This window comes from Thioclava sp. GXIMD4216 (assembly GCF_037949285.1).
Lineage (GTDB): Bacteria > Pseudomonadota > Alphaproteobacteria > Rhodobacterales > Rhodobacteraceae > Thioclava > Thioclava litoralis.
The window spans coordinates 1,231,306-1,255,152 of record NZ_CP149926.1 but is presented as its reverse complement, the minus strand read 5'-3'; the positions used below and the strand labels follow the sequence as shown (position 1 = coordinate 1,255,152).

The 23,847-nt window shown below is 60.3% G+C and carries 24 protein-coding genes; 10 read left to right on the top strand and 14 right to left on the bottom strand.

All coding sequences use genetic code 11. The features are described 5' to 3' along the window. Positions 1-72 precede the first annotated feature (72 nt). Together betB and betI are read right to left on the bottom strand one after the other, a co-directional pair. Positions 73-1,518: a betaine-aldehyde dehydrogenase gene (betB, locus tag WDB88_RS06215; protein ID WP_339109326.1), complete on the bottom strand. Its 1,446-nt coding sequence runs from the start codon at positions 1,516-1,518 to the stop codon at positions 73-75. Further along, positions 1,515-2,096: a transcriptional regulator BetI gene (gene betI / locus WDB88_RS06210; RefSeq protein ID WP_339109325.1), complete on the bottom strand. Its 582-nt coding sequence runs from the start codon at positions 2,094-2,096 to the stop codon at positions 1,515-1,517. The genes betB and betI overlap by 4 nt, the downstream gene beginning before the upstream one ends. 102 nt (positions 2,097-2,198) lie before the next feature. On the opposite strand from betI, the gene choX reads away from it, so the two are divergent. The 3 genes from choX (at position 2,199) to choV (ending at position 5,131) form a co-directional block, all read left to right on the top strand. Continuing rightward, a complete protein-coding gene (gene choX, locus WDB88_RS06205; protein ID WP_339109324.1) occupies positions 2,199-3,128 on the top strand; it encodes a choline ABC transporter substrate-binding protein in 930 nt (309 codons plus the stop codon). An 85-nt stretch (positions 3,129-3,213) separates the two neighbouring features. Then, positions 3,214-4,077 (top strand): choline ABC transporter permease subunit, encoded by an 864-nt coding sequence (gene choW, locus WDB88_RS06200; RefSeq protein ID WP_339109323.1) that lies wholly within the window; start codon positions 3,214-3,216, stop codon positions 4,075-4,077. Position 4,078: 1 nt separating this feature from the next. Then, on the top strand, positions 4,079-5,131 hold the full coding sequence (gene choV / locus WDB88_RS06195) for a choline ABC transporter ATP-binding protein (RefSeq protein ID WP_339109322.1): 1,053 nt from the start codon (positions 4,079-4,081) through the stop codon (positions 5,129-5,131). A 66-nt stretch (positions 5,132-5,197) separates the two neighbouring features. Here choV and WDB88_RS06190 read toward each other — a convergent pair whose 3' ends face one another. Next, positions 5,198-6,148 carry a DMT family transporter gene (locus tag WDB88_RS06190; protein WP_339109321.1) on the bottom strand — a complete coding sequence of 317 codons (951 nt, stop codon included), beginning with the start codon at positions 6,146-6,148 and terminating at the stop codon, positions 5,198-5,200. Between the two features lie 51 nt (positions 6,149-6,199). Then, positions 6,200-6,805: a LysE/ArgO family amino acid transporter gene (locus tag WDB88_RS06185; RefSeq protein ID WP_339109320.1), complete on the bottom strand. Its 606-nt coding sequence runs from the start codon at positions 6,803-6,805 to the stop codon at positions 6,200-6,202. An 84-nt stretch (positions 6,806-6,889) separates the two neighbouring features. Here WDB88_RS06185 and WDB88_RS06180 point away from each other — a divergent pair, with 84 nt between their 5' ends. Together WDB88_RS06180 and WDB88_RS06175 are read left to right on the top strand one after the other, a co-directional pair. Beyond that, a complete protein-coding gene (locus WDB88_RS06180) occupies positions 6,890-7,765 on the top strand; it encodes a LysR family transcriptional regulator ArgP (RefSeq protein ID WP_339109319.1) in 876 nt (291 codons plus the stop codon). Between the two features lie 42 nt (positions 7,766-7,807). Then, positions 7,808-8,929, top strand: coding sequence for an alpha-D-ribose 1-methylphosphonate 5-triphosphate diphosphatase (locus WDB88_RS06175; protein WP_339109318.1), 1,122 nt, complete (start codon positions 7,808-7,810; stop codon positions 8,927-8,929). A gap of 30 nt (positions 8,930-8,959) precedes the next feature. On the opposite strand, the gene WDB88_RS06170 is transcribed toward WDB88_RS06175, so the two are convergent. Further along, positions 8,960-9,880, bottom strand: a complete 921-nt coding sequence (locus WDB88_RS06170; protein ID WP_339109317.1) for a manganese-dependent inorganic pyrophosphatase — start codon at positions 9,878-9,880, stop codon at positions 8,960-8,962. 101 nt (positions 9,881-9,981) lie between these two features. Then, positions 9,982-10,989, bottom strand: a complete 1,008-nt coding sequence (locus tag WDB88_RS06165; RefSeq protein ID WP_339109316.1) for a TraB/GumN family protein — start codon at positions 10,987-10,989, stop codon at positions 9,982-9,984. A gap of 233 nt (positions 10,990-11,222) precedes the next feature. On the opposite strand from WDB88_RS06165, the gene groES reads away from it, so the two are divergent. The 3 genes from groES (at position 11,223) to WDB88_RS06150 (ending at position 14,751) form a co-directional block, all read left to right on the top strand. Continuing rightward, positions 11,223-11,510, top strand: a complete 288-nt coding sequence (gene groES, locus WDB88_RS06160; RefSeq protein ID WP_339109315.1) for a co-chaperone GroES — start codon at positions 11,223-11,225, stop codon at positions 11,508-11,510. A 58-nt stretch (positions 11,511-11,568) separates the two neighbouring features. Further along, the gene (gene groL, locus WDB88_RS06155; RefSeq protein WP_339109314.1) at positions 11,569-13,218 is read left to right on the top strand and encodes a chaperonin GroEL; all 1,650 of its coding nucleotides are present in this window, start codon (positions 11,569-11,571) and stop codon (positions 13,216-13,218) included. Between the two features lie 300 nt (positions 13,219-13,518). Beyond that, positions 13,519-14,751 carry an EAL domain-containing protein gene (locus WDB88_RS06150; protein ID WP_339109313.1) on the top strand — a complete coding sequence of 411 codons (1,233 nt, stop codon included), beginning with the start codon at positions 13,519-13,521 and terminating at the stop codon, positions 14,749-14,751. 10 nt (positions 14,752-14,761) lie between these two features. On the opposite strand, the gene WDB88_RS06145 is transcribed toward WDB88_RS06150, so the two are convergent. The 7 genes from WDB88_RS06145 to WDB88_RS06115 all read right to left on the bottom strand — a co-directional run bounded on the left by WDB88_RS06145 (position 14,762) and on the right by WDB88_RS06115 (position 21,176). Next, positions 14,762-15,112 carry an H-type lectin domain-containing protein gene (locus tag WDB88_RS06145; protein WP_339109312.1) on the bottom strand — a complete coding sequence of 117 codons (351 nt, stop codon included), beginning with the start codon at positions 15,110-15,112 and terminating at the stop codon, positions 14,762-14,764. A gap of 96 nt (positions 15,113-15,208) precedes the next feature. Next, positions 15,209-15,607 (bottom strand): F0F1 ATP synthase subunit epsilon, encoded by a 399-nt coding sequence (locus tag WDB88_RS06140; protein WP_339109311.1) that lies wholly within the window; start codon positions 15,605-15,607, stop codon positions 15,209-15,211. A gap of 11 nt (positions 15,608-15,618) precedes the next feature. Continuing rightward, positions 15,619-17,037, bottom strand: coding sequence for a F0F1 ATP synthase subunit beta (atpD, locus tag WDB88_RS06135; RefSeq protein WP_339109310.1), 1,419 nt, complete (start codon positions 17,035-17,037; stop codon positions 15,619-15,621). A gap of 22 nt (positions 17,038-17,059) precedes the next feature. Next, the gene (locus tag WDB88_RS06130) at positions 17,060-17,938 is read right to left on the bottom strand and encodes a F0F1 ATP synthase subunit gamma (RefSeq protein WP_339109309.1); all 879 of its coding nucleotides are present in this window, start codon (positions 17,936-17,938) and stop codon (positions 17,060-17,062) included. A 21-nt stretch (positions 17,939-17,959) separates the two neighbouring features. Further along, positions 17,960-19,489, bottom strand: coding sequence for a F0F1 ATP synthase subunit alpha (gene atpA, locus WDB88_RS06125; protein ID WP_339109308.1), 1,530 nt, complete (start codon positions 19,487-19,489; stop codon positions 17,960-17,962). Further along, positions 19,489-20,049, bottom strand: a complete 561-nt coding sequence (locus WDB88_RS06120) for a F0F1 ATP synthase subunit delta (RefSeq protein WP_339109307.1) — start codon at positions 20,047-20,049, stop codon at positions 19,489-19,491. Before WDB88_RS06120 ends, atpA begins: the two co-directional genes overlap by 1 nt. 311 nt (positions 20,050-20,360) lie before the next feature. After that, complete coding sequence (locus tag WDB88_RS06115) at positions 20,361-21,176, bottom strand: hypothetical protein (RefSeq protein ID WP_339109306.1); 816 nt, start codon at positions 21,174-21,176, stop codon at positions 20,361-20,363. Positions 21,177-21,238: 62 nt separating this feature from the next. On the opposite strand from WDB88_RS06115, the gene gloB reads away from it, so the two are divergent. Then, on the top strand, positions 21,239-22,009 hold the full coding sequence (gene gloB, locus WDB88_RS06110; RefSeq protein WP_339109305.1) for a hydroxyacylglutathione hydrolase: 771 nt from the start codon (positions 21,239-21,241) through the stop codon (positions 22,007-22,009). On the opposite strand, the gene WDB88_RS06105 is transcribed toward gloB, so the two are convergent. After that, complete coding sequence (locus tag WDB88_RS06105) at positions 22,006-23,310, bottom strand: chloride channel protein (protein WP_339109304.1); 1,305 nt, start codon at positions 23,308-23,310, stop codon at positions 22,006-22,008. The two genes, gloB and WDB88_RS06105, sit on opposite strands and share 4 nt — an antisense overlap. 38 nt (positions 23,311-23,348) lie before the next feature. Between WDB88_RS06105 and WDB88_RS06100 the strand changes: the two genes are divergently transcribed. Beyond that, positions 23,349-23,744: a hypothetical protein gene (locus WDB88_RS06100; RefSeq protein WP_339109303.1), complete on the top strand. Its 396-nt coding sequence runs from the start codon at positions 23,349-23,351 to the stop codon at positions 23,742-23,744. Positions 23,745-23,847: the final 103 nt, after the last annotated feature.

Genomic DNA, 23,847 nt, shown 5'->3' with positions numbered 1-23,847 from the left:
GCTCCAAATATCCTCGGGGGGTGAAGGCGCCCTGGCGCCTGAGGGGGGCAGACAGCCCCCCTTGCCCGTGTGTCACCAAGGGCTGTCGACAGGGTTCAACCCGACATAGACACCTTTGACCTGCGTATAGGCCTCGATCGCGTGACGCGAATTCTCGCGCCCGAAGCCCGAAGCCTTCACCGGACCGAAGGGCATCTCCACCGGCGTCAGGTTATAGGCGTTGATCCAGGTGGTGCCCGCCTCAAGACCCGCCACAACCCGATGGGCCCGCGCCAGATCGCGGGTAAACACACCCGCCGCCAGACCGAACTGCGTGTCATTGGCGCGCGCCAAAACCTCGTCCTCGGTCTCGAACTCCAGCACCGACATCACGGGGCCAAAAATCTCCTCGCGGGCGATGGTCATATCGTCCTTCACATCGGCAAAGACGGTCGGCTCGACGAATTGCCCGTCCAGAGCCTTCCCACCACAAACCAGACGCGCACCTTCGGCCTTGGCTTTCTCCAGATAGCCCGCCACCTGATCATATTGACGCTTGGTGATCAGCGGCCCGAAATCGGTTGCCATATCCATCGGGTCGCCCATACGGATCTTGGCCGTACGCTCGGCCAGCTCTGCCAGAAACGCGTCTTTGATGTCCTTATGGACAAAGACGCGGGTCCCGTTCGAACAGATCTGCCCCGAGGAATAGAAATTCCCCAGCATCGCCGCCCCAACGGCATCCTTGATCGAGGCATCCTCGAAGACGATCAGCGGCGATTTCCCGCCAAGCTCCATCGTCACATGCTTCATATGCGGAGCAGCCGCCTCATAGACCTTGGCCCCCGTCGGCACCGACCCCGTCAGCGACACTTTGGCAATCCGCGGATCGGTCGCAAGCTGCGCGCCCACGGCGCCATAGCCCTGCACGACGTTATAGACGCCCGCAGGCACACCGGCCTCGATGAAGATCTCGGCCAGCTTGAGCGCACCAAGCGGCGTCACCTCGGAGGGTTTGAACACCATCGCATTGCCGGTCGACAGCGCGGGCGCGGCCTTCCAGCAAGCGATCTGGCTGGGGTAGTTCCATGCGCCAATGCCACCGCAAACGCCCAGAGGCTCGCGCAGCGTATAGGCGAAATCCCCGCCCAAAGGCATTGTCTCGCCGGTCAGCGTCGCCGCCAGACCTGCGAAATACTCCAGCGAATCCGCCCCCGACGGCCAATCCGCCACCAGAGTTTCCTGCAAGGGCTTGCCGGTATCCAGCGTCTCAAGGGCTGCCAGCTCGTCATTGCGTTCGCGGATGATCGCCACGGCACGATTAAGAATGCGCCCACGCTCGGCAGGTGCCAGTGCCGCCCATTCCTTCTGTGCCCGCACCGCCGAGGAAATCGCCTTTTCCATCACCGCAGGCGTGGCCGCATGCAGTTTCGCGATGGTCTCGCCGGTATAGGCATAGGTGACCTCGATCACCTCGCCTGCGGTATCCTCGATATAGTCGCCATCAACAAAATGGCTTGCTTTGGGTTGTGCCTTCACCGGTGGCCCTCCAACTCTCTATCCAGATATTCCATGATGATGCCGACCGCCCGCTTGGGGTCGGCAGGGCCATCAACCAGAGCGGCGCGGATATAGACGCCATCGATCAGCGCCCCCAGCCCCTCGGCCACAGCCAGCGCATGCGCCCCCACCAAGGGACGGAGCGCAAAAAGAAGATTCGACCGCAGCCGCCGCTGGTAAATCGACAACAGCCGCCGCGCATTCGCGTTTTTCTGAGCCAGAACGTAGAAATTCAGCCATGCCGAGATCGTCGCCTGCTGGAAACTGGCCTCGGCGAAGTTCCCGCGCACGATGGCGCGCAGTCGCTCTTCGGGATCGGTCTTGCCGCGCAGCGCCCCGCGCACCTCCTGCCCGTAGGTCGCCAGAATATGCTGCATCGCCGCCAGAAAGATCTGGTCTTTTGACCCGAAGTAGTGATGCGCCAAAGCCGAGGACATGCCCGCGCGTTTGGCAATCTGCGCTACCGTCACCTCAAGCGAACGGGCCTCGCCGACACAGGCGATGGTCGCGTCGATTAACGCTGCTTTTCTAATCGGTTCGGCGCCAACTCTGGGCATTTGCTTTATTCCTGACTCAGAAATGACTTGCATTCCTTGGCTACAAGATAGTTTATTGACTCGTCAATCAAGAAAAAACATGGCAAAATTCTGGAGTACTGTATGACCTATCGTTCCTTTCTTCTCGCGGCTGCTGCCTCGATGACCCTTGCGGTTTCGGCACAGGCGAAAGGATGCAACGACGTGGTATTTTCCGATGTTGGCTGGACCGACATCACCGCGACAACCGCTGTAACGACGAAACTTCTCGAAATACTGGGCTACAAGACCGAAAAGCGTGTTCTATCCGTGCCCGTCACCTATTCTGCCCTTGCAAGTGGCGATGTTGATGTTTTCTTGGGCAACTGGATGCCCACGATGCAGGCCGATATCGCCCCCTATATCAAGGCTGGCACTGTGGACACGGTCCGCACGAATCTGACCGGTGCCAAATATACCCTGGCCACCAACGCCGCCGGAGCCGCCCTCGGAATCAAGGATTTCGCGGACATCGCCAAACATGCCAAAGAGCTGCGCCACCAGATCTATGGTATCGAGCCGGGCAATGACGGAAACAGGCTTATTGAAGACATGATTGACGCAAACGCGTTCAATCTTGCCGATTTTGACGTAGTCGAAAGCTCGGAACAAGGGATGCTTGCACAGGTTGGCCGTGCGGTCGACCGCGAGAAACCGATTGTCTTTCTGGGCTGGGCACCACATCCGATGAACACCAATTACGACCTGACCTACCTCTCCGGAGGGGATGACTGGTTCGGTCCGGATTTTGGCGGGGCCGAAGTGCGCACCAACACGACCGCAGGCTATGTCGATGCCTGCCCAAATGTTGGCAAGCTGCTGGAAAATCTCGAATTCTCGCTTGAGGCTGAAAACGAATTGATGGGGGCGATCCTGGATGATGGTCAAGACCCCGACAAGGCTGCCCAAGCTTGGCTGAAGGCGCATATTGCGGCCGTCTCTCCTTGGCTCGAAGGGGTAACCACCCGCGACGGCCAGAACGCATATGCGGCCTTTCAGGCGGCAATGAAGTGATAACAGAGAGCGGTAGAACCTCTGCCGCTCCGCCTCGCTCCGGATACCGGAGCGGGAACACAGGGAATGACGGAGTAAACGCATTATGGAATGGTTCCACAGGATCATAGCCTATTTTGTCGATGACGACGGAAAGATCCGCATAGGCGATGGTGCCGAGGCAACGGTCGACTGGCTGAAGACCCATGCCGCCGGTTTCTTCGACTGGCTGTCGATGGTTATGGAAACCCTGATTGACGCGGTATTGTGGCTGCTGCAGACCCCGCCACCGCTGGTATTGATCCTAATTTTTGTCGCCCTGACATGGGGCCTCCAGCGCAGCTGGAAGAAATGCCTGATTGTGGCGCTAGGGATGCTGTTCATCCTCAATCAGGATTATTGGGAAGACACCACCGAGACGCTGTCGCTTATTCTTGTAAGCTGTATCGTCTGTATGGGGATCGGGGTGCCGCTGGGGATTCTGGCCGCGCGCAAACGCTGGATCTATTCCAGTATGGAGCCGGTGCTGGACCTGATGCAGACGCTGCCGACCTTTGTCTATCTGATCCCCGCCGTGATCTTCTTCGGCCTCGGCATGGTTCCGGGCCTGATTGCCACGGTGATCTTCGCATTGCCCGCCTCGATCCGGCTGACCTATCTGGGGATCTCCTCGACCCCCACCGCTTTGACCGAAGCCGCCGAGGCTTTTGGCGCGACCTCTTTCCAGAAGCTGTGGAAGGTCGAGCTGCCCGCTGCCTTCCCGCAGATCATGGTTGGCCTGAACCAGACCATCATGCTGTCGCTGTCGATGGTGGTGATCGCGACCCTCGTGGGCGCAGGGGGCCTTGGCACGCCGGTGATGAACGGGCTCAACCGTATGAAACCCGATCTGGGCTTTGAATCGGGCTTTGTCATTGTGGCGCTGGCGACCGTGCTGCGCCTGATGCTCGAAGTGCGCAAGGAGAATTAAGATGGCCAAAACCGCAATCGAATTCGCCAATGTCTCCATCGTCTTCGGTGACGAGCCCCTTTCGGCCCTGCCCCATATGGATGCGGGCAAGACCCGTGCCGAGGTCAAGGAGGCCACCGGTCAGGTGTTGGGCGTGCATAACTGCTCGCTCAAGGTGGCCGAGGGCGAAATCCTTGTGCTGATGGGGCTTTCGGGCTCGGGAAAATCGACGCTCTTGCGCGCGGTCAACGCGCTCAATCCCGTCTGCCGTGGCTCGGTGCTGGTGAACACGCCCAAGGGCCGTGTCGATGTCAGCCATGCCAAAGGGGCAGAGCTGCTGAATGTGCGCCGCCACCAGATCGCGATGGTCTTCCAGCAATTCGGCCTGTTGCCGTGGCGCTCGGTGCGCGAGAATGTGGGGCTTGGTCTGGAACTGGGGGGCATGTCCAAAGCCGCACGCCGCGCCAAGGTCGAAGAGCAGCTTGAACTGGTAGGCCTTGCGCAATGGGCCGATGTGCGCGTGGGCGAGCTGTCGGGCGGCATGCAGCAGCGCGTGGGTCTGGCCCGCGCCTTTGCCACCGACGCGCCGATCCTGCTGATGGACGAGCCCTTCTCGGCGCTGGACCCGCTGATCCGCGCCAAGCTGCAAGACGAACTGCTAGAGCTGCAGGCCAAGCTGAAGCGCACGATCATCTTCGTCAGCCACGATCTGGACGAGGCCTTCAAGCTGGGCAACCGCATCGCGCTGATGGAAGGCGGACGGATCGTTCAGGTGGGCACTGCCCGCGAGATCATCGCCAATCCGATCGACGAATATGTGCAGGACTTTGTCGCGCATATGAACCCGATGGGCGTGCTGACCGCTGAAGATCTGGCCGAAGATCCCGCCGACGCGCCTCCTGCAAACGGGGCGGCAGACGTTGCCGCAGCGCCGGTCCTGAATGCCCATACGCCGGTCAAGGAGGTCATGCATCTTTTGCGCACCCATCCGATGGTGGCGCTTGAGGATGGCCGCAAGATTACCCGTGAAGGTGTGATCGGCAAGCTGATCGACCCGCAGGGCTCGGCTGCCTGACCTGCCAGCCCTGCCAGAGGCCCCCAAAAACAGCTCCCGAAACGCGCGCCCTTGCGGCGCGCGTTGTCATATCTGCTTGGTGGCCCCGCTCAGGGGGGTAACACGGCGGCGCAATCGGGCCTCGCGCCAAGCCATATAGCTGACCGAAAGCACGATGATCCCGCCGCCCAAAAGGACATAGGGATCAATCGCCTCGCCAAAGACAAACCAGCCCGCAAGCGCCGCCCAGACAAGCTGTAGGAACACGACAGGCTGCGTCGCACTGACAGGTGCCGCCGCAAAGGCCCGCGTCATCGCATAATGGGCCGAGGTCGCCAGCACGGCAACCAGCCCCAGAAGCCCCACCTGCGTTCCTGATACCGGCTGCCATTGCGCCATCGCCAGCGGCGCCAGACAAAGCGCGACCACCAGCGTCAGCATCCCCACAATCTCGGTGGGCGCCGCCAGCCCCGTCAGCCGCTTGGCCAGAAGATAGGAGCCGCCAAACATCACCGCCGCCGCCAGTTGCGACCAGTGGCCGGGGGTGATCTCGCGCAGGCCCGGACGCAGGATGATCAGCGCCCCCAGAAGCGCCACGACAATCGCCATGATCCGCCGCCATGCCAGCCCCTCGCCCAGCAAAAGCGCCCCACCCAAAGTGACCACAATGGGATTGAGATAGCCGATGGCCGTCACATCCGCGATCGGAATACGCGCCATCGCATAGAACCACAGCACCACCCCCGCCGCATTGAACGCCCCTCTCAGCCCGAAGAGCGCCCAGATTTTCGGGGCATAGCCACGCCGCCCGATCCGCACCAGCACCGGTGCCATGAACAGGATCCCCCAGGCGTAGCGGATGAACGATGCCTGTGCCGCAGGCAGGCCGGTTCCGAGATGGTGCACGATGACATTGACCAGTGCAAAGCACAGCGTCATTGCCAGCATCCACAGGATGGCACGCAAGGGCGCATGGCCCGATGCCGGCGCAAAGGCGGGGCCATAGGCCTGGCGGGCGGAGGGAGACGTCTTTTCCATGACTGGATCATTGGCAGGCCCCGTGCGGAAGGCAAGCACTCAGATGTATGCTTACATTTCCATCAGGGCCAAACGCCCCGCCACCGATAGCAGCAGACAGCCCACGCCGAAATCCAGAACCTGCCACGCGCGGGGATTGGCAAAAAGCGGCGCAATCAGCCGCGCCCCATAGGCCAGCGCGAAGAAAAACGTGAAAGAGGCCGCCCCCGCCCCCAGCCCGAATTCCAGCCCCTGCACCGGAAACTGCGCCGAAACCGCCCCCAGCAGCAGCACCGTATCAATCCAGACATGCGGATTGGCCCATGTCAGCACGACCATCACGGCCAGCACTTTACGCAAAGGCTCGGAGGTCGCGGTCGCGGGGTCCAGATGCGCCCCGCCCTGCCATGCCGCCCTAAAGGCGCGCAAAGCGTAATAGGTCAGAAACACCACCCCCAACCAGCGCAGCACCTCCCCGAGCCATGACACAGAGCCCGTCAGCGCGCCAAAGCCCGACACCCCCAGCGCAATCAGCACCGCATCCGAGACCGCACAGAACAGCGCCACCGCAAAGACATGCTCGCGCCGCAGACCCTGGCGCAGAACATAGGCATTCTGCGCGCCAATCGCCACAATCAGACCAAGCCCGATCCGGAACCCTGCAAAAGCTGCGTCCATCTGCCTTCCTTCCGTTTTGCGCCCTATCGCATGGGGCGGACTTCAGTCATACTGAAATGGACTAACCCAGATTAAGGCAGGCTAATGTTGGACTATCCCGCGCTACAGGCTCTGGCCGCTGTGATCGAGAGTGGAAGCTTTGAGGCAGCCGCCCATGCGCTGCGGGTCACGCCCTCGGCGGTGTCGCAGCGGATCAAGACGCTGGAGGACCGGATGGGCGCGGTTCTTGTGGTGCGCGGCCAGCCCTGTTCGGGCACCGCGCAGGGGCTGCGGCTGGCGCAGCATCTGGCACAGGTGCAACTGCTGGAACATAGCCTGAGGGCGCAAGGCGAGGCGCGGCTGCGGGTGGCGATCAATGCTGACAGTCTGGCGACTTGGGCGCTTCCGGCGATGGCGGGGCTTGAGGCGCTCTTTGATCTGGTGATCGAGGATGAGACCCAATCCGAAGGCTGGCTGAAACGCGGCGAGGTCATGGGCGCGGTCACCACCAATGCCCACGCCGTGGCGGGATGTGACATCGTGGCTTTGGGCCGGATGCGCTATATCCCCTGTGCGACGCCTGATTTTATCGCGCGCCATTTCCCGCAAGGCGTCACGGCGCAGGCACTGGCCGAGGCGCCCGCGCTGGTGTTTTCCGCCAAAGACGGGCTGCAGGCCGCTTGGGCGCGGCAGCACTATGGCCTGACCCGCCCGCTGAAGCGCCATCAGATTGGCGCGACCCATGACTTCCTGCGCGCGGGGCTGTTGGGGATGGGCTGGGCGTTACACCCCCAGATGCTGGCGCGGGACCATCTGGCATCTGGCGGGCTGGTGGCGCTGGATGAAACTCAGGCCGAGGTGCCGCTTTACTGGCAATTCCTGCGCAATCTCAAAGAGCCGCTGGCGCCTCTGTCGCGCGCCTTACAGCAGGCGGCCAAAGCGCAGATGGTTTCGCTGGCCTCAGGCGCCTGCCCGCGTTAGGGAACGCCCATGAAGACGGCGCCCAAGCAAAAGGAGAACGCCATGAGCTGGCAGATCACAGGTGGGCAGATCCTGCACGAGACCCTGAGCGACGGCACGCTGACGCTGGCCTCGGGCGTGATCGGCACGGGTATGGGGCGTCACCAGCTGGATGCGCGGGGCTTCTGGATCCTGCCGGGGATCGTGGATCTGCATGGCGATGCGTTTGAACGTCACTTGGCGCCGCGCCGTGGGATGGTTTCGGATCTGGGGGCCAATCTGGGCTTTGTCGAGGGCGAACTGGCGGCCTGTGGCATCACCACCGCTTGGCTGGCGCAATTCTGGTCATGGGAGGGCGGCATGCGCGGCCCCGAATTTGCCACGCGGCTGGCCCATGCGCTGAAGGCGGCCGATCTGCGGCTGGATATGCGGATGCAGCTGCGGCTGGAAACCCATATGATCGATGATCTCAAGGCGGTGGTGGATCTGGCCAACGAGACGGGGCTGGATTATCTGCTGTTCAACGACCACCTGCCGCATAAGGCGCTGGAATCTGGCAAGAAACCGCCTCGACTGAACGGATCGGCGCTGAAGGCGGGGCGTTCGCCCGAGGCCCATCACGCGATGATGCAGGCGCTGAAGGCCCGTGATGCAGAGGTCGAGGGCTTTGTGCGCGCGGTGATGCAGGCCCTGCCCGATTTGCATTTCGGCTCGCATGATGATGACGCGGGGCTGCGGGACGTTTGGGCCGCGCGTGGCGTGGGGATTGCGGAATTTCCGGTCTCACGCGGGGCGGCCGTGGCGGCCCGCGCACAGGGACATGCGGTGATCATGGGCGCGCCCAATGTGCTGCGAGGGGGGTCGCATAATCGCGGCTCGGTCTCGGCAGGCGATCTAGTGGCGGAAGGTCTGGTGGATGCACTGGCCTCGGATTACCACTATCCGGCAATGATCGGCGCGGTCTTTGCGCTGGTAGATCGCGGGATCTGCGATCTGGCGCAGGCATGGTGGCTGGTATCAGAAGGGCCCGCGCAGGTCATGGGGCTGACGGATCGCGGCACCCTTGAGGCAGGCAAACGCGGGGATCTGGTGATCCTCTGCCCCGAGCGCCGCCGCGTCATGGGCTGTTTTGCCGCTGGACGCCCGGTGTTCCTATCGGGCGAGCTGGCCGAGCGACTGGGGTAAAATGGGCGGGGAAAGCCCCCGCCCCGCCCTTCAGGCCTTCAGATTAGGGATGATCTGTTTCTTGCGCGACATGATGCCAGGCAGAACGACCGTATCGCCCGAAACCGAGCAGTCGAAAGAGGCTTCGGCGATCTGCTTCACCGTGTCATTGGGCACCAGGAGCGTGGCCTCTTCGTTCAGAATGTCGATGATGAACAGCAGAACCTCATCGGCGCCATCTTCCTTGGCTACGGCGGGCATCGCCCCCATCAGCGCATCCTTACGGTCCAGCAGAAGCTGCGGCGCGGTGGTTTCCAGAACCGAGACGCGCAGCCCCGTCGAACCCACGGTGTATTCCTTGGAGTCCATGCGCAGAAGCTCGGCATCCGAGAAGGCCGAGACATCGGATTTCGCCTCGAACATCTTGGTCGCCAGATCATTGATCTCGATGCCCAGATCCGCGGCCAGTTTCTCGCAGACGGCTTTGTCGTGATCGGTGGTGGTGGGCGAGCGGAATTCCAGCGTATCCGACAGGATACAGGCCAGCATCGCGCCCTTGATCCCCGCAGGTGCCTTGGCCAGATCATCGCCGATCAGGTCATGCATGATGGTCGCGGTGCAGGCCAGCGGGCGGATGGTGATATCGATCGGGCCTTTGGTTTCCAGACCGCCGACCAGCTTGTGGTGGTCGATGATCGCGGTGATATCGGCGGCATTGATGCCCTCGGGCAGCTCGGCGGGGTTATTGGTGTCAACGATGACAACCTTCTCGCCAGCCTCAACGCCCGAAATGATCTCGGGCTTGTCCAGACCGAAATGCTCCAGCACGAAGGCCGCTTCGGTATTTGGTTCGCCCAAGAGGCAGGGCTTGGCGTCGATGCCTTTGATCTCGTTGAGATACCACGCCCAGATGATGGGCGAGCCGGTCGAGTCGGTGTCGGGAGATTTATGGCCAAAAACCTTGGTGGTCATCGGATTCCTCGGATTTGAATGACTTTGGGCAATGTCTTAGACGCTGGATTAACACTTGTCACCTAGCAGCGATGGCTTATGGCACCTATCGGCAGGCGGCGCTAGAAGCCCAGCTTCCGCATTTGCGGCGAAACCTTCCAGCCATCGCGCTCCAGAAGTGCCAGCACCCCGTCCTCGCCCACCATATGCAGCGCACCGGCAGCAACCATGATCGGGCCTTTCGCAGCCGCCTCTTCGATCTCGGGCACCCATGTCCGATTGCGCCCGGCAATCAAAAGCGAATGGGTCAGCGCCAGTTGCCGCTCGACCTCTGCCGGTGGATCACCGCGCTCCAAGGCCTGCTGGCGTTCGAATTCCCAGATCAGCTGCACTTCGCCGCGCGCATAAAGATCGGCCAACGTGGCCATCGTGGCATCACCATCCTCGGTGGCCGCCAAAGTCGATTGCAACATGGCAATGGCGTCTTCTTGCGACAGCCCGTCCATGACCCGAAACAGCGTATCATAAGGCTCAAGCGCCACAATCGGCACGTGCTGTCTGGTCGCTTCGGCGATCAGCCGCTTGTCCACCCCGCCTTGGCCCGCCTGCAATGCCTCGATCATACAGCGTGGCATCGCCAGTGTGATCATGACGAATGCCGGTTGCATCTTGGCCAGAAGTGGCCCCGGAATGCCGCGGTCTTTCCCCGCCTTGCGCAGGGCCTGCCAATCGGCTTCCGGCAGGATATCGGGCAGGGTCTTGTCTGTCATGAACATCAGATCGGTCCGCTCGGCCATAGCCTTCTGCAAGGCCGCCTCTTCGTCAGGCCCCGCCTCGACATAAAGCGCCTTCACCCGACCGAATTCGGCCTGCACCTCCTGCAGCAAGGCGATGTGACGCGAATCCGGCACGTGATTGGTGCCGATCAGCAAAATGGACTGCCGCCCCTTGGTGGCGCGCCACACAAGCCCCTGACCATGCGTCACGGCATGCGCCCGTTCCAGCATCATGGCACGGACTTCACGGGGCAGCGCGTCAAAAAGATTTGCGCCAGAACAGGCCGCATGTGCCGCGACCGGCCCGAAGAGACTGCCCAGAAGCATGGCCGAGCGCAGGATTTTACGTAGCATCTTCAAACTCTTCCCCAGTTGCGACACCAGTGTATCGCAGCGCGCGGCCAATACCAGCCCGAAGATCGGCCATCCGGCCAGACAAGAGCCAACGCACGGTTTTAAAGATTGACGCAAAAAATTCCGCGACGGGGTGTTGACATGTTCGGGGGGCAATGCCTAACTCCGGCATCGTTAGCACTCACCAACAGCGAGTGCTAAAAGCAACAACACAGATTTTGGGAGTGACCCAGATGGCATTCAAACCGCTTCATGACCGTGTTCTGGTCAAGCGCGTCGAGAGCGAAGAAAAGACCAAAGGCGGCCTGATCATCCCCGACAGCGCAAAAGAGAAGCCGGCAGAAGGCGAAATCGTTTCCGTGGGCGAAGGCGCACGTAAGGATTCGGGCGAGCTGATCGCACCCTCCGTCAAAGCAGGCGATCGCGTCCTGTTCGGCAAATGGTCGGGCACCGAGATCACGCTGGAAGGCGTTGAGTACCTGATCATGAAAGAATCCGACATCATGGGCATCATCGCGTAAGTCCAAGGACTTACCTGAACCCTGATTTCAAGAAATTCCAGTCAAGGAGCCAAAGAATATGGCAGCCAAGGACGTAAAATTCGGCACCGACGCACGCAATCGCATGCTCAAGGGTGTCAACATCCTCGCAGACGCAGTCAAAGTGACGCTGGGCCCGAAAGGCCGTAACGTCGTTCTCGACAAATCCTTCGGCGCACCGCGCATCACCAAAGACGGTGTTTCGGTCGCAAAAGAGATCGAACTCGAAGACAAGTTCGAGAACATGGGCGCGCAAATGGTGAAGGAAGTCGCTTCCCGCACCAATGACGAAGCAGGCGACGGCACCACCACCGCGACCGTTCTCGCACAAGCCATCGTTCGCGAAGGCATGAAAGCTGTCGCAGCGGGCATGAACCCGATGGACCTCAAGCGCGGCATCGACCAAGCGACCTCCAAGGTTGTCGAAGCGATCAAAGCCGCGTCGCGTCCGGTTGCGGATTCCGACGAGGTTGCACAGGTTGGCACCATCTCGGCCAATAACGAAGCCACCATCGGCCGCTTCATTGCAGACGCAATGCAGAAAGTCGGCAATGACGGCGTGATCACCGTCGAAGAAAACAAAGGTATGGAGACCGAGGTCGAAGTCGTCGAAGGTATGCAATTCGACCGCGGCTACCTGTCCCCCTACTTCGCGACCAATGGCGACAAAATGGTTGCCGAGCTGGAAGACTGCCTCATCCTGCTTCACGAGAAAAAACTCTCGTCGCTGCAGCCGATGGTCCCGCTGCTGGAGCAAGTCATCCAGTCGCAAAAACCGCTGCTCATCATCGCAGAAGACGTCGAAGGCGAAGCACTGGCGACCCTCGTGGTCAACAAGCTGCGCGGCGGCCTGAAAATTGCGGCTGTCAAAGCTCCGGGCTTCGGTGATCGCCGTAAGGCCATGCTGCAGGACATCGCGATCCTGACCGGCGGTCAGGTGATCTCGGAAGATCTGGGCATGAAGCTGGAAAGCGTCGGCATGGACATGCTGGGCACCGCGAAAAAAGTCACGATCACCAAAGACAACACCACCATCGTGGACGGTGCTGGCGACAAGGCGGAGATCGAGGCACGCGTTGGCCAGATCCGCACGCAAATCGAGGAAACCACCTCGGATTACGACCGCGAGAAGCTGCAAGAGCGTGTTGCGAAACTCGCAGGCGGTGTGGCAGTGATCCGCGTTGGCGGCCTGACCGAAGTCGAAGTGAAAGAGCGCAAAGACCGCGTTGATGACGCACTGAACGCAACCCGCGCCGCTGTCCAAGAGGGCATCGTTGTGGGGGGTGGTGTTGCTCTGATCCAAGGCGCGAAATCGCTTGAAGGCGTGACCGGCGCGAATGCCGATGTCGATGCGGGTATCGCAATCGTCCGTCGCGCACTGGAAGCTCCGCTGCGTCAGATCGCTGAAAACGCAGGTGTTGACGGCGCGGTTGTCGCTGGCAAGATCCGTGAATCGAGCGACCTCAAGTTCGGCTTCAACGCACAGACCGAAGAATATGGCGACATGTTCTCCTTCGGCGTTATCGATCCGGCAAAGGTCACCCGCACCGCGCTGGAAGACGCAGCCTCGATCGCAGGCCTGCTGATCACCACCGAAGCAATGGTTGCCGACAAGCCCGCAAAAGAAGGCGCAGGCGCGCCGGATATGGGCGGCATGGGCGGCATGGGTGGCATGGGCGGCATGATGTAATCATCCGCTTTCCATCCTTGGAAACGAAAAGGGTGCCTTCGGGCACCCTTTTTGCATTCATGCGATGCGGCGGGCCGCTTTTCCCCGAGGACGGGCGGCGCGCGCGCAACGAAGAGGCGAACAGATGCGGAACATTTCGCCCGAAACAGGCCTTTGTGCAACGTCTTCACAAATTCAGATAATTCGAAACGAAAATTCACAATCAGCGGTTGCTCGCCCATCATTCCTCTATTACGAATCGGTTAATAAGGAATTGTTTACCTTATAGAGTAACTGGTGGGCTCCGATGCAGGGTCTGATATGAATGCTGATTTCACCTCGGTATTGAACCGATCGAAACATCAAACGATCCGCGAAGCCGTCGTGGACACGCTCAAAGAGTCGTTGAGCGCGTTACGCGACTATCTTGGCATGGAAACCATCTTCGTGTCGGAAATTGAGGACGGGCGCCTGTGGTTTCTGACCGTTGATGAAGCCACCCCGTTTCTGAAGCCGCTGATCCCCGGTAATGGCCTGCCCCTCAACGACACGCTTTGCTATTGGGTCTGCAACGACATCCTGCCGCATATCATCCAGTCCCGCGATCCGATCATGGAGACCGTGCGCCACCTCCGCGACGACGAGAACTTCGATATCGGGATCCATGTCTCTTTTCCGATCCACATCCACCCGGGTCTGCCCTTCGGCACCATCTGCTGTTTCTCCAGAAAGGAACGCCCGCCGCTGACCGATGTAGAGCTGAGAATGTTCCGCACGATGGCCGAAATGATTTCCGCCAATCTGCGCTTGCATGCGAAGATCTCCGGACTTGACGAACCGCTCTGCGAGGATCTGGCGCAAACCCTCCGCAAGCCTGCAATCAGCCCCGTCTTCCAGCCCATCAAGCGGTTCGAGGACGGGCATATCATCGGCTATGAGGGCCTGTCGCGTTTTCAGGAAATGCCGCAGCACAGCCCGCAAGACATGTTCGCTTTGGCGCAGAATTACGGCATGGGACCAAAGCTGGAGCTGAACGCCGCAAACTGCATCCTTGACGAGGCCGAGCGTCTGAACCTCACCAGCCTGATCAGCATCAACCATTCGCCGGACAGCCTTCTGGCCCCGTCACTGCAAAGCCGCTTCGAAGCCTATCTGGAAGGAAATGCCCAGCGTGCACTTGCTGTAGAGATTTCGGAACAAGCGGTCATTCAGGATTTCGCACGGCTTGGACGGCGGTTGGATGCCTTACGGGCGCTCGGCGTCAAGATCGCGCTTGATGATGTCGGACAAGGCAATGCAGGGCTGGCCCATATCCTTGCGCTGAAACCCGATCTGATCAAGCTCGATCGTGTGATCGTCGCCGAGCTGGCCAATCGAAAGGAAAACCGTGCGATGGTCAGTGCGCTATTGCAGTTTTCGAAAGAGACCGGTTGCGAGCTGATTGCGGAAGGGATCGAGACCGAAAACGAGAAAGCGATCCTGATGGATCTTGGTGTGAAATACGGTCAGGGCTTCTATCTGGGACGCCCAGCCCCGCTGCCCCGCCAGCATTAAGCACGACGCCTCAATACACATCCCAGTCGTCATCATGACGGACAGGACCGATGGCAAGCCAGTCGGCGCGCACCCGTGCCACCTTGCTATCCCCCCATGTCCGGAACACGATCACAAAGCCTTCGGTGGTGATCATATCCGCCGAGATATCCATACGCGGATTATGCTGCTGATCGATATCCCACATCGAAAGCGTGACCTGAACTTTGGGAGGCATTGCATAGGCCTCGTCAAAATTCACCACGCGGCGCAATTCGCGCGGGCCGGTGCCCGTCCACATCTTGCCGCCATCCTGATAGTCCGAAAAAAGCACCAAGGTCCCTTGGCCGATGCCAACCTGTTGTGCGTCAATTTTCAGCATCAAGCCGCTCCATCCGTCTTTCAACCCGACCATATACCGATAAAGTAAAAAAAAGCCCCACAAATTTGTGGGGCTCTTTCTGTGATGTGTCCGGAATTAACCGAGCATATGTGCTCCGAGGGCTTCCATGTCGGCAAGCATCTTCGCGGTCATCTCGGCAACCGAAGGAGTTGCCTCCGCATGTGCCTTGCGCGCTTCGTCAACGAGTTGCGCGGCAATCTCTGCCGTGAACTCTGCCGCAGGAAGGGCACGCTCGGCCAGAACGGCAATACCGTCTTGCGAGATCTCGGCAAAGCCGCCAGTGACGGCATAGCTTTCTTCCCCCGCTTCAGACACGATCGTCAGCTTGCCGGGGCGCAGCGAGGTAATGACGGGCGCGTGGCCCGGCATGACCGTCATGTCGCCTTCGGCACCCGGAACGAGAACCTGCGTGGCTTGAACGGAAGCGAGCTTCCGTTCGGGGGCCACGAGATCGGCTTGCATCGTATTGGCCATGAGCCGCCTCCTTACGCGTTCGCCGCGAGTTTCTCGGCTTTGGCTTTCACTTCCTCGATGCCGCCAACCATGTAGAAGGCTGCTTCCGGCAGGTGGTCATATTCGCCAGCGACAACGGCCTTGAAGGACGAAATCGTGTCTTCCAGCGGAACCTGAACACCGTCCGAGCCGGTGAAGACTTTTGCCACGTCGAACGGCTGCGAGAGGAAGCGCTGGATCTTACGTGCGCGTTGCACGGTGATCTTATCTTCTTCCGACAGTTCGTCCATACCGAGGATCGCGATGATATCTTGCAGCGATTTGTAGCGTTGCAGGATGTTTTGCACGTCGCGCGCCACTTTGTAGTGCTCTTCGCCGAGGATCTGCGGATCCATCATGCGCGAGGAGCTGTCGAGCGGGTCAACGGCGGGGTAGATCCCCAGTTCCGAGATCGCACGCGACAGAACGGTGGTTGCGTCGAGGTGGGCGAAGGTGGTTGCCGGCGCGGGGTCGGTCAAGTCGTCCGCAGGAACGTAGACGGCCTGGATCGAGGTGATCGAGCCCTTCTTCGTCGAGGTGATGCGTTCCTGCATCGCGCCCATATCGGTGGCCAGCGTCGGCTGGTAGCCCACGGCCGAAGGGATACGACCCAGAAGGGCCGACACTTCCGAACCGGCTTGGGTGAAGCGGAAGATGTTGTCCACGAAGAACAGAACGTCCGAACCCGAACTGTCGCGGAATTGCTCTGCGATGGTCAGACCGGTCAGGGCGATGCGCGAACGTGCCCCCGGAGGCTCGTTCATCTGGCCGTAGACCAGTGCCACTTTCGATTCCGACAGGTTATCGGGAACGATAACGCCGGATTCGATCATTTCGTGATAGAGGTCGTTCCCTTCACGGGTCCGCTCGCCAACACCTGCAAACACCGAGAAGCCCGAGTGCACTTTTGCGATGTTGTTGATCAGTTCCATGATCAGAACGGTTTTACCCACGCCTGCACCACCGAACAGACCGATCTTACCACCCTTTGCGTAGGGCGCAAGAAGGTCGATCACCTTGATGCCGGTCACAAGAACGGCGCTCTCGGTCGATTGCTCGGAGAATTCCGGAGCGGGCTGGTGGATCGCGCGGACTTCGTCTTTCGCGACTTCGCCTTTTTCATCAACCGGCTCGCCGATGACGTTCAGGATACGGCCGAGGGTCGGCGCGCCAACCGGCACCGAGATCGGTGCGCCAGTATCGGTCACGCCCGCGCCGCGGACCAGACCTTCGGTCGAGTCCATCGCGATGGTGCGAACGGTGCCCTGACCGAGGTGCTGCGCAACCTCCAGAACGAGGCGGTTGCCGTTGTTGGTGGTCTCGAGCGCATTGAGGATTTCGGGCAGGCCGTCTTCGAACTGAACGTCCACGACGGCGCCGATGACCTGCGTCACTTTGCCATGCTTTGCCATTGGTGTGTTTTCTCCGGTTCGGTCAGAGCGCCTCAGCGCCCGAAATAATTTCCGTAAGCTCGGTGGTGATTGCGGCCTGGCGGGAACGGTTGAATTCCACGGTCAGGTCGTCGATCATATCGCCGGCGTTGCGCGTTGCGTTGTCCATTGCGGACATCCGTGCGCCTTGCTCCGATGCAGCATTTTCCAGAAGCGCCGTGAAGATCTGCGTTGCCACACCACGCGGCAGCAGGTCATGCAGGATCGCTTCTTCGCTGGGCTCGTAGTCATAGACTGCCGAAGCGCCAGTTGCATCTTCCGGTGCGTCGAAGGTTGCGGGGATGATCTGATGCGCCGTCGGGATCTGGGCGATCACCGACTGGAAGCGCGAATAGAAGATCGTCGCAACATCGAACTCGCCTGCGTCAAAGCGGGCAAGCACGTTCTTCGCAATGGATTGCGCGTCGACATAACGCAGGTTCTTCACCCCCGACAGATCGACGTGATCGATGAACAGGTCACCAAGCTCGCGGCGCATCGAATCGCGGCCTTTCTTGCCGACGGTGATGATTTTCACCGTCTTGCCTTCGGCCTTGAGCTTATGCGCTGCTTGCTTTGCCTTCTTGGCGATATTGACGTTGAAGCCGCCACACAGGCCGCGTTCCGCCGTCATCACCACCAGAAGATGCACCTGCTGCGAACCCGTCCCGGCCAGAAGCCGGGGCGCGCTATCAGAGCCGCCCACCGAGGCGGCCAGCGATGACATCACAGCGTTCATACGCTCGGCGAAGGGCCGTGCGCTTTCGGCTGCTTCCTGGGCGCGGCGCAATTTTGCTGCCGCGACCATTTGCATCGCCTTCGTGATCTTACGAGTGTTCTTGACACTCGCGATCCGGTTTTTGAGGTCCTTAAGGCTGGGCATATCCCTATCCTTCCGGGCCGCTTACGCGAACGTCTTTGCGTATGCTTCGATGGCTGCTTTCAGCTTGTCAGCTGCTTCGCCCTTGATCTTGGGATCTTCGTTGGTGATCCAGTCAAGCACGTCTTTCTTGGACGAACGCAGGAAGGTCACCAGACCGGCTTCCCAGCGGGTCACATCCTTCACGTCGACCTTGTCGAGGAACCCGTGGGTCCCTGCGAAGATCACAGCAACGATCTCGGCATTGGTCAGCGGCGAATATTGCGGCTGTTTCATCAGCTCGGTCAGACGCGCACCACGGTTCAGAAGCTTCTGGGTCGCAGCGTCGAGGTCGGAACCGAACTGGGCGAAGGCGGCCATCTCGCGGTATTGCGCGAGCTCCAGCTTCACGGCACCAGCCACCGATTTCATCGAGTTGGTCTGAGCGGACGACCCCACACGCGACACCGACAGACCGGTGTTCACAGCAGGGCGGATGCCTTGGTAGAACAGGTCGGTTTCAAGGAAGATCTGACCATCGGTGATCGAGATCACGTTGGTCGGGATATAGGCCCCCACGTCACCCGCTTGGGTTTCGATCACCGGCAGAGCGGTCAGCGAACCAAGACCGAACTCTTCGTTCATCTTGGCCGAACGCTCCAGCAGGCGCGAGTGAAGATAGAACACGTCGCCCGGGAATGCTTCACGCCCCGGCGGACGACGCAGCAGCAGCGACATCTGACGGTAGGCCACAGCCTGCTTGGTGAGGTCATCATAGATGATCAGCGCGTGCTTGCCGTTGTCGCGGTAGTATTCGGCCATTGCGGTTGCCGCATAGGGAGCCAGATACTGCATCGGCGCGGGGTCCGAAGCGGTTGCCGCGATCACGGTGGTGTAAGCCATCGCGCCCGCTTCTTCGAGCTTTTTCACCAGCTGGGCAACAGTCGAACGCTTCTGACCGATAGCCACATAGAAGCAGTGCAGCGCGTTTGCCGGATCTGCGTCATTGTAGACTTTCTGGTTCAGGATGGTGTCGAGCGCGATTGCGGTCTTACCGGTCTGACGGTCGCCGATGATCAGCTCGCGCTGGCCACGGCCGATCGGGATCATTGCGTCAACGGATTTGATACCGGTTGCCATCGGCTCGTGAACCGATTTACGCGGGATGATGCCCGGCGCTTTAACGTCGGCCACACGGCGCTCGGTCGCCTCGATCGGGCCTTTGCCGTCGAGCGGGTTGCCGAGGGCGTCCACAACGCGACCCAGAAGCGCGTCACCTGCAGGCACGTCAACGATGGCGTTGGTGCGCTTGACGGTGTCACCTTCCTTGATGTCACGGTCGGAGCCGAAGATAACGATACCGACATTGTCGGTTTCGAGGTTGAGCGCCATGCCACGGATGCCGCCCGGGAATTCGACCATCTCACCGGCTTGGACGTTGTCCAGACCATAAACGCGGGCAATGCCGTCGCCTACGGAAAGAACACGGCCGACTTCGGCGACCTGGGCATCCTGCCCGAAATTCTTGATCTGCTCCTTGAGGATCGCAGAGATCTCAGATGCCTGGATACCCATTATCCAACCTCTTTCATGCTATTCTGGAGGGAAGCGAGCTGCGAGCGGATCGAGGTATCGACCATGCGCGAGCCCAGCTTGACGATCATGCCACCGATGAGGGTCTCATCGACTGCAATGTTCAGCTTAACGGTTTTACCCGTCTTTGCCGCAAGGGCGTCGGCCAGTTTGGCTTGCTGCTCTTGGGACAGTTCGGTTGCAGAGGTCACATCTGCGGTGACCTCGCCTTTTGCTTCCGCGATCATCGCGCTCAGAGCGCGCAGCAATGCGGGCAGAATGAACAGGCGGCGCTTTTGTGCCATAAGACCCAGCGTGTGGATCATCGTCGCGCTCAGCCCCATCGACTTACCGATGGCCTCGATCGCGGCGTCCTGCTGGTCACGCGTATAGATCGGGCTGTTGATCAGGTCTTGCAGATCGGCGCTCTCAGCAAGCGCGGCCTCCAAGGCATCGACCTCAGCCTTCAGCGTATCAAGCTGACCGGAGTCTTTGGAAATCTCAAAAACCGCCGTTGCATAACGGTCGGCAATGCCTGCGGAAATTGAAGCTGGTTCGGACACGGCCACCCTTCCGATGTTAATCCTCCACCCGTAGCCCCCCGCCCCTAAACGGACCGGAAGGCAACAACCGGAGATCTCCTCAGGGCGCGCCCACGCTCGCCCTCGTTTCGGTAGCAGGATGTAACAGAGCCGCCCCCCACCCGCAACCTTCTTGCGCACTAAGCCGTGAACATAGCCGACAGATTTCGCCTGTTTTTTTGGCTGAGGGCGCTACCATTAACAAGTTCGGCCAAGTCAAGACGCCTATTCGTCATATTTTAATACCAAATACACAAATAGCGGGCCGAATCTGCGTCAATTTGCCCCAGCCCCTAGTGATCCGTCAGACGATGATGTGTAACATTGCCGCCGCGCCCGTGGTTGATCCGCCATGACGGCTCTGTCGCGGGCTTGGCTGCGCCTTCCAGAATGGAGAGCGGCCGCCGCACCCTTGCGCCCAAGCCCGGCTTGCGTGGCTGGGTGACCTGTTTGGACACCTCCAGCATCACGACCCCCGCCGCGAGCAGGCCGGAAATCTTCTGCCCGACCCCTTCCCACATCTGCGCCGAACGCAGCCAGAATCGCCGGTGCGATGGCGGGATATAAAGCGCCGCAGTGTGGCGTTCAGGGACAAACCCGTTGCGCCGCGCCAGATTATCAAGTTGCGACAGGGTATAGGGTTTTCCGAACCCGAACGGCGTTGTCTCGCGCGGGGCCCAAAGCCCCGCACGGTTGGGCACAATCAGCAGCGCCCGCCCTCCGGGCCCCATGACACGCCAGCATTCCTCCAACAGGTCATTGGCATTGTCGGACTGCTCGATGGCATGCATGACCACCAGACGGTCCACCAGACCGGTCTCCAGCGGCCATTGCAGTTCTTCGGTCAGCACCGAGACATTCGGCTCGCCTGCGGGCCACGGCATCACCCCCTGCGGCGCAGGCATCAGCGAAATCACCCGCCGCGCATTCTCCAGATAGGGACGCAGAAGCGGAGCGGTAAAGCCGAAGCCCGCAACCGTGCGCCCGGTAGCCCCTGCCCCGTCGGCAGGCCAGATCGCCAGCACCTGATCGCGCAGCGCCCGTTGTGCCACCCGTCCCAACTGGGTCCGGTAATAGAAATTTCGCAGATCAAGCACATCTACATGCATTGCAGCTTTTGTCCTATTCGGCTTAGCCTGCCCTAAACATAGTGAAGGTTCTCGAAAACGCCATGACCATCGAACTGTCGATCATCCCCTGCCGTAGCGACAATTACGCCTATATCGTCAAAGACGCGCCAACCGGTGCCGTGACGCTGGTCGATGCGCCCGAGGCCGCGCCGATCCTCGAAGCTCTCAAGGTTGCGGGGGTAAAACTGGATGGAATCCTGTTGACCCACCACCATGAGGATCACATCGCGGGCGTGGCTGAAATTCGCGCCCGCACCGGTGCCAAGGTCATCGGAGCGGCCGCCGATGCCCATCGCCTGCCGCCGCTGGATGTGGCGCTTGAACCGGGCAACCAGATCCAGATCGGATCGGACGCGGTGCAGGTGCTGGATGTGCCGGGCCATACCGTCGGGCATCTGGCCTATTATTTTCCGCAATCCGGCATGGTATTCACCGGAGACAGCCTGATGAGCTGGGGCTGCGGACGCCTGTTCGAAGGCTCGCCCGAGCAGATGCTGGCCAGCCTGCGCCGCCTCGCGGCCCTGCCCGATGGCATCATCGTCTGTTCGGGGCATGAATATACCGAAGCCAATGGACGCTTCGCCCTGCATCTCGAACCCGACAACCCCGCGCTGAAGTCCCGCATGCGCGAGACCCTGACCCGCCGCAATCGGGGCGAGCCAAGCGTGCCCTCGACCCTTGCGCTGGAAAAAGCCACCAACCCGTTCCTGCGCGCCGATGATCCGGATCTGAAGGCCGCCCTCGGCCTTCCGTCAACGGCCTCCGCGCTTGATGTCTTTACCAAGGCGCGGCAGGCCAAAGACCAGTTCTAAGCTTTTGCGGCGCCTTCGGGGGCCGCATCGGTATCGGCCTCGCGCGCGGCCTGCGCCTTAGCGCGCCGCAGACGCAACGCATCCGCAATGAAAAACCGTGCCAAGGTACCATAAAGCGGTTCGGGCGACACAAAGCGCGCGGTCCCGTAGCCGATCATCGACGCTGCCATGACCGGCACGATATTGCTATGGCTGCCCGTCATCTCGACGATAATCACGAAAGCCGTCATCGGGGATTGCACAACCCCCGCAAAATACCCTGCCATCCCGAGGATGGATGCAAGTCCGACATTTGTCCCCATAATCAAGGCAATAGAAGACCCAAGCCCGGCACCGACCGCGAGAGACGGTGCAAAAAGACCGCCCGGAATCCCCGAAACGGTGGCCGCGACGGTGGCAATCAGCTTGGCAAAGAAGAACGTCAGCGGCAGGGCTTCGCCCTCGATCGAGGCCCGCGCCTCGCCATAGCCAGTCCCGAAGGTCGAGCCCGCATAAACATAGCCGATCACCGCCGTGATAATCCCGCAGATCAACGCCTGCAGAAGCGAGCGGCGAAAGGCGTTGCCATTGGCTTTCCAGCGACGGATACGCCGCGTGATATTGATCACCAGACGCGAGAAGAGCGCGCCGAACAACCCGCCGGTCACGCCACAAACGAGCACCAGACCGAGATCGCGCGGCAATTCGCCAATCGAGTCAGAAATCCCGAAATAGGTATAGTTTCCCAGCAGACTGAGGGAGGCGATACCGGCGATGATCACCGCCGACAACACCACACCATTCGTACGCGACTGGTAGCTGCGGCTCATCTCTTCGATCGCGAACACGATGCCCGCCAGCGGCGTGTTGAACGCAGCCGCGATCCCGGCGGCCGACCCCGCCAGAATTAGACCGCGTGAATGGGCCATCCCGCCCAGACTGGCCGATTGCAACATGATGGCCGAACCGATCTGCACCGTTGGCCCCTCACGGCCGATGGACCCGCCCGAGAAGAGCCCCAGAATGGTCAATAGAATCTTCCCGAACACCATCTTCAACGACAAGAGCTTCGCGCGCTCTCCCGGTTCGGTAAGGGTCTGGGCGGCGATCGCCTGCGGAATACCCGACCCGGACGTGCCCGGAAAAAGGGTCAGGGCCAGATAGGCACATAACAGAAACCCAAGCGGGGTGATGATCAGGGGCAACCAGTTCCGGCCGGCATCGACCGTAAGCCCACGAAACAGCTCTTGGGCGTAATCGGCAGCGGTCGCAAAACCCACCGAAATCACACCAATCGCGATAGCCCCGAGCCAGAAAATCAAGCGCGATTTCCACAATCTGCGCGAGGACACCATAGCCCGTGACCGCCGCAACATTGCATTTCGAGAAATTTTATATCTGCGCATATTTTAAACCTTTGGGCTCCCCCGCCTCCCTAGTGCCGCAGCCTCTCCGGTTTCAAGTCTCAATCTCTTCGAAAAGCCGGTACGAATTGTCGCAATCAAGCTTATTTTTAGCTGACTTCCGGAAAAACGAGAAACTCCGCCGGTTTTGCCGTTCCGTCAGAAAATCCGAATCTCGCAACCGCGCGGTCCCGATCTTGCATCTGCCTATTTTTTTAGCACAACTTGTCGTAATTTTGTCGCAAATTTTCGACAGCGGATTGAAATCGCTGGCGCAAAAGGCCAGTTTGCAAGGCAAGCCACGTGAAAGATCTTTCTGGTTACCTTCTGTTTACTTTTCCAGCGGAGCCTGAAACTTAACTGGAATTTGCACCAAAGGTCTTGAACAGCGCGAATTTCCACCGAAGTTTAATACTATGAGGCCAGGTTGGTGATCGGGTCGCTTTGATACCGCCG

Bases quoted from the DNA above. Each gene is read 5' to 3' on its own strand.
- choW (WP_339109323.1), top strand. From the start codon at position 3,214: ATGGAATGGTTCCACAGGATCATAGCCTATTTTGTCGATGACGACGGA.
- WDB88_RS06165 (WP_339109316.1), bottom strand. From the start codon at position 10,989: ATGCTACGTAAAATCCTGCGCTCGGCCATGCTTCTGGGCAGTCTCTTC.
- choV (WP_339109322.1), top strand. From the start codon at position 4,079: ATGGCCAAAACCGCAATCGAATTCGCCAATGTCTCCATCGTCTTCGGT.
- atpD (WP_339109310.1), bottom strand. From the start codon at position 17,037: ATGGCAAAGCATGGCAAAGTGACGCAGGTCATCGGCGCCGTCGTGGAC.
- WDB88_RS06130 (WP_339109309.1), bottom strand. From the start codon at position 17,938: ATGCCCAGCCTTAAGGACCTCAAAAACCGGATCGCGAGTGTCAAGAAC.
- WDB88_RS06180 (WP_339109319.1), top strand. From the start codon at position 6,890: ATGTTGGACTATCCCGCGCTACAGGCTCTGGCCGCTGTGATCGAGAGT.
- WDB88_RS06140 (WP_339109311.1), bottom strand. From the start codon at position 15,607: ATGGCCAATACGATGCAAGCCGATCTCGTGGCCCCCGAACGGAAGCTC.
- groL (WP_339109314.1), top strand. From the start codon at position 11,569: ATGGCAGCCAAGGACGTAAAATTCGGCACCGACGCACGCAATCGCATG.
- WDB88_RS06170 (WP_339109317.1), bottom strand. From the start codon at position 9,880: ATGACCACCAAGGTTTTTGGCCATAAATCTCCCGACACCGACTCGACC.
- WDB88_RS06175 (WP_339109318.1), top strand. From the start codon at position 7,808: ATGAGCTGGCAGATCACAGGTGGGCAGATCCTGCACGAGACCCTGAGC.
- WDB88_RS06145 (WP_339109312.1), bottom strand. From the start codon at position 15,112: ATGCTGAAAATTGACGCACAACAGGTTGGCATCGGCCAAGGGACCTTG.
- atpA (WP_339109308.1), bottom strand. From the start codon at position 19,489: ATGGGTATCCAGGCATCTGAGATCTCTGCGATCCTCAAGGAGCAGATC.
- betI (WP_339109325.1), bottom strand. From the start codon at position 2,096: ATGCCCAGAGTTGGCGCCGAACCGATTAGAAAAGCAGCGTTAATCGAC.
- gloB (WP_339109305.1), top strand. From the start codon at position 21,239: ATGACCATCGAACTGTCGATCATCCCCTGCCGTAGCGACAATTACGCC.
- groES (WP_339109315.1), top strand. From the start codon at position 11,223: ATGGCATTCAAACCGCTTCATGACCGTGTTCTGGTCAAGCGCGTCGAG.
- choX (WP_339109324.1), top strand. From the start codon at position 2,199: ATGACCTATCGTTCCTTTCTTCTCGCGGCTGCTGCCTCGATGACCCTT.
- WDB88_RS06190 (WP_339109321.1), bottom strand. From the start codon at position 6,148: ATGGAAAAGACGTCTCCCTCCGCCCGCCAGGCCTATGGCCCCGCCTTT.
- WDB88_RS06185 (WP_339109320.1), bottom strand. From the start codon at position 6,805: ATGGACGCAGCTTTTGCAGGGTTCCGGATCGGGCTTGGTCTGATTGTG.
- WDB88_RS06115 (WP_339109306.1), bottom strand. From the start codon at position 21,176: ATGCATGTAGATGTGCTTGATCTGCGAAATTTCTATTACCGGACCCAG.
- WDB88_RS06150 (WP_339109313.1), top strand. From the start codon at position 13,519: ATGAATGCTGATTTCACCTCGGTATTGAACCGATCGAAACATCAAACG.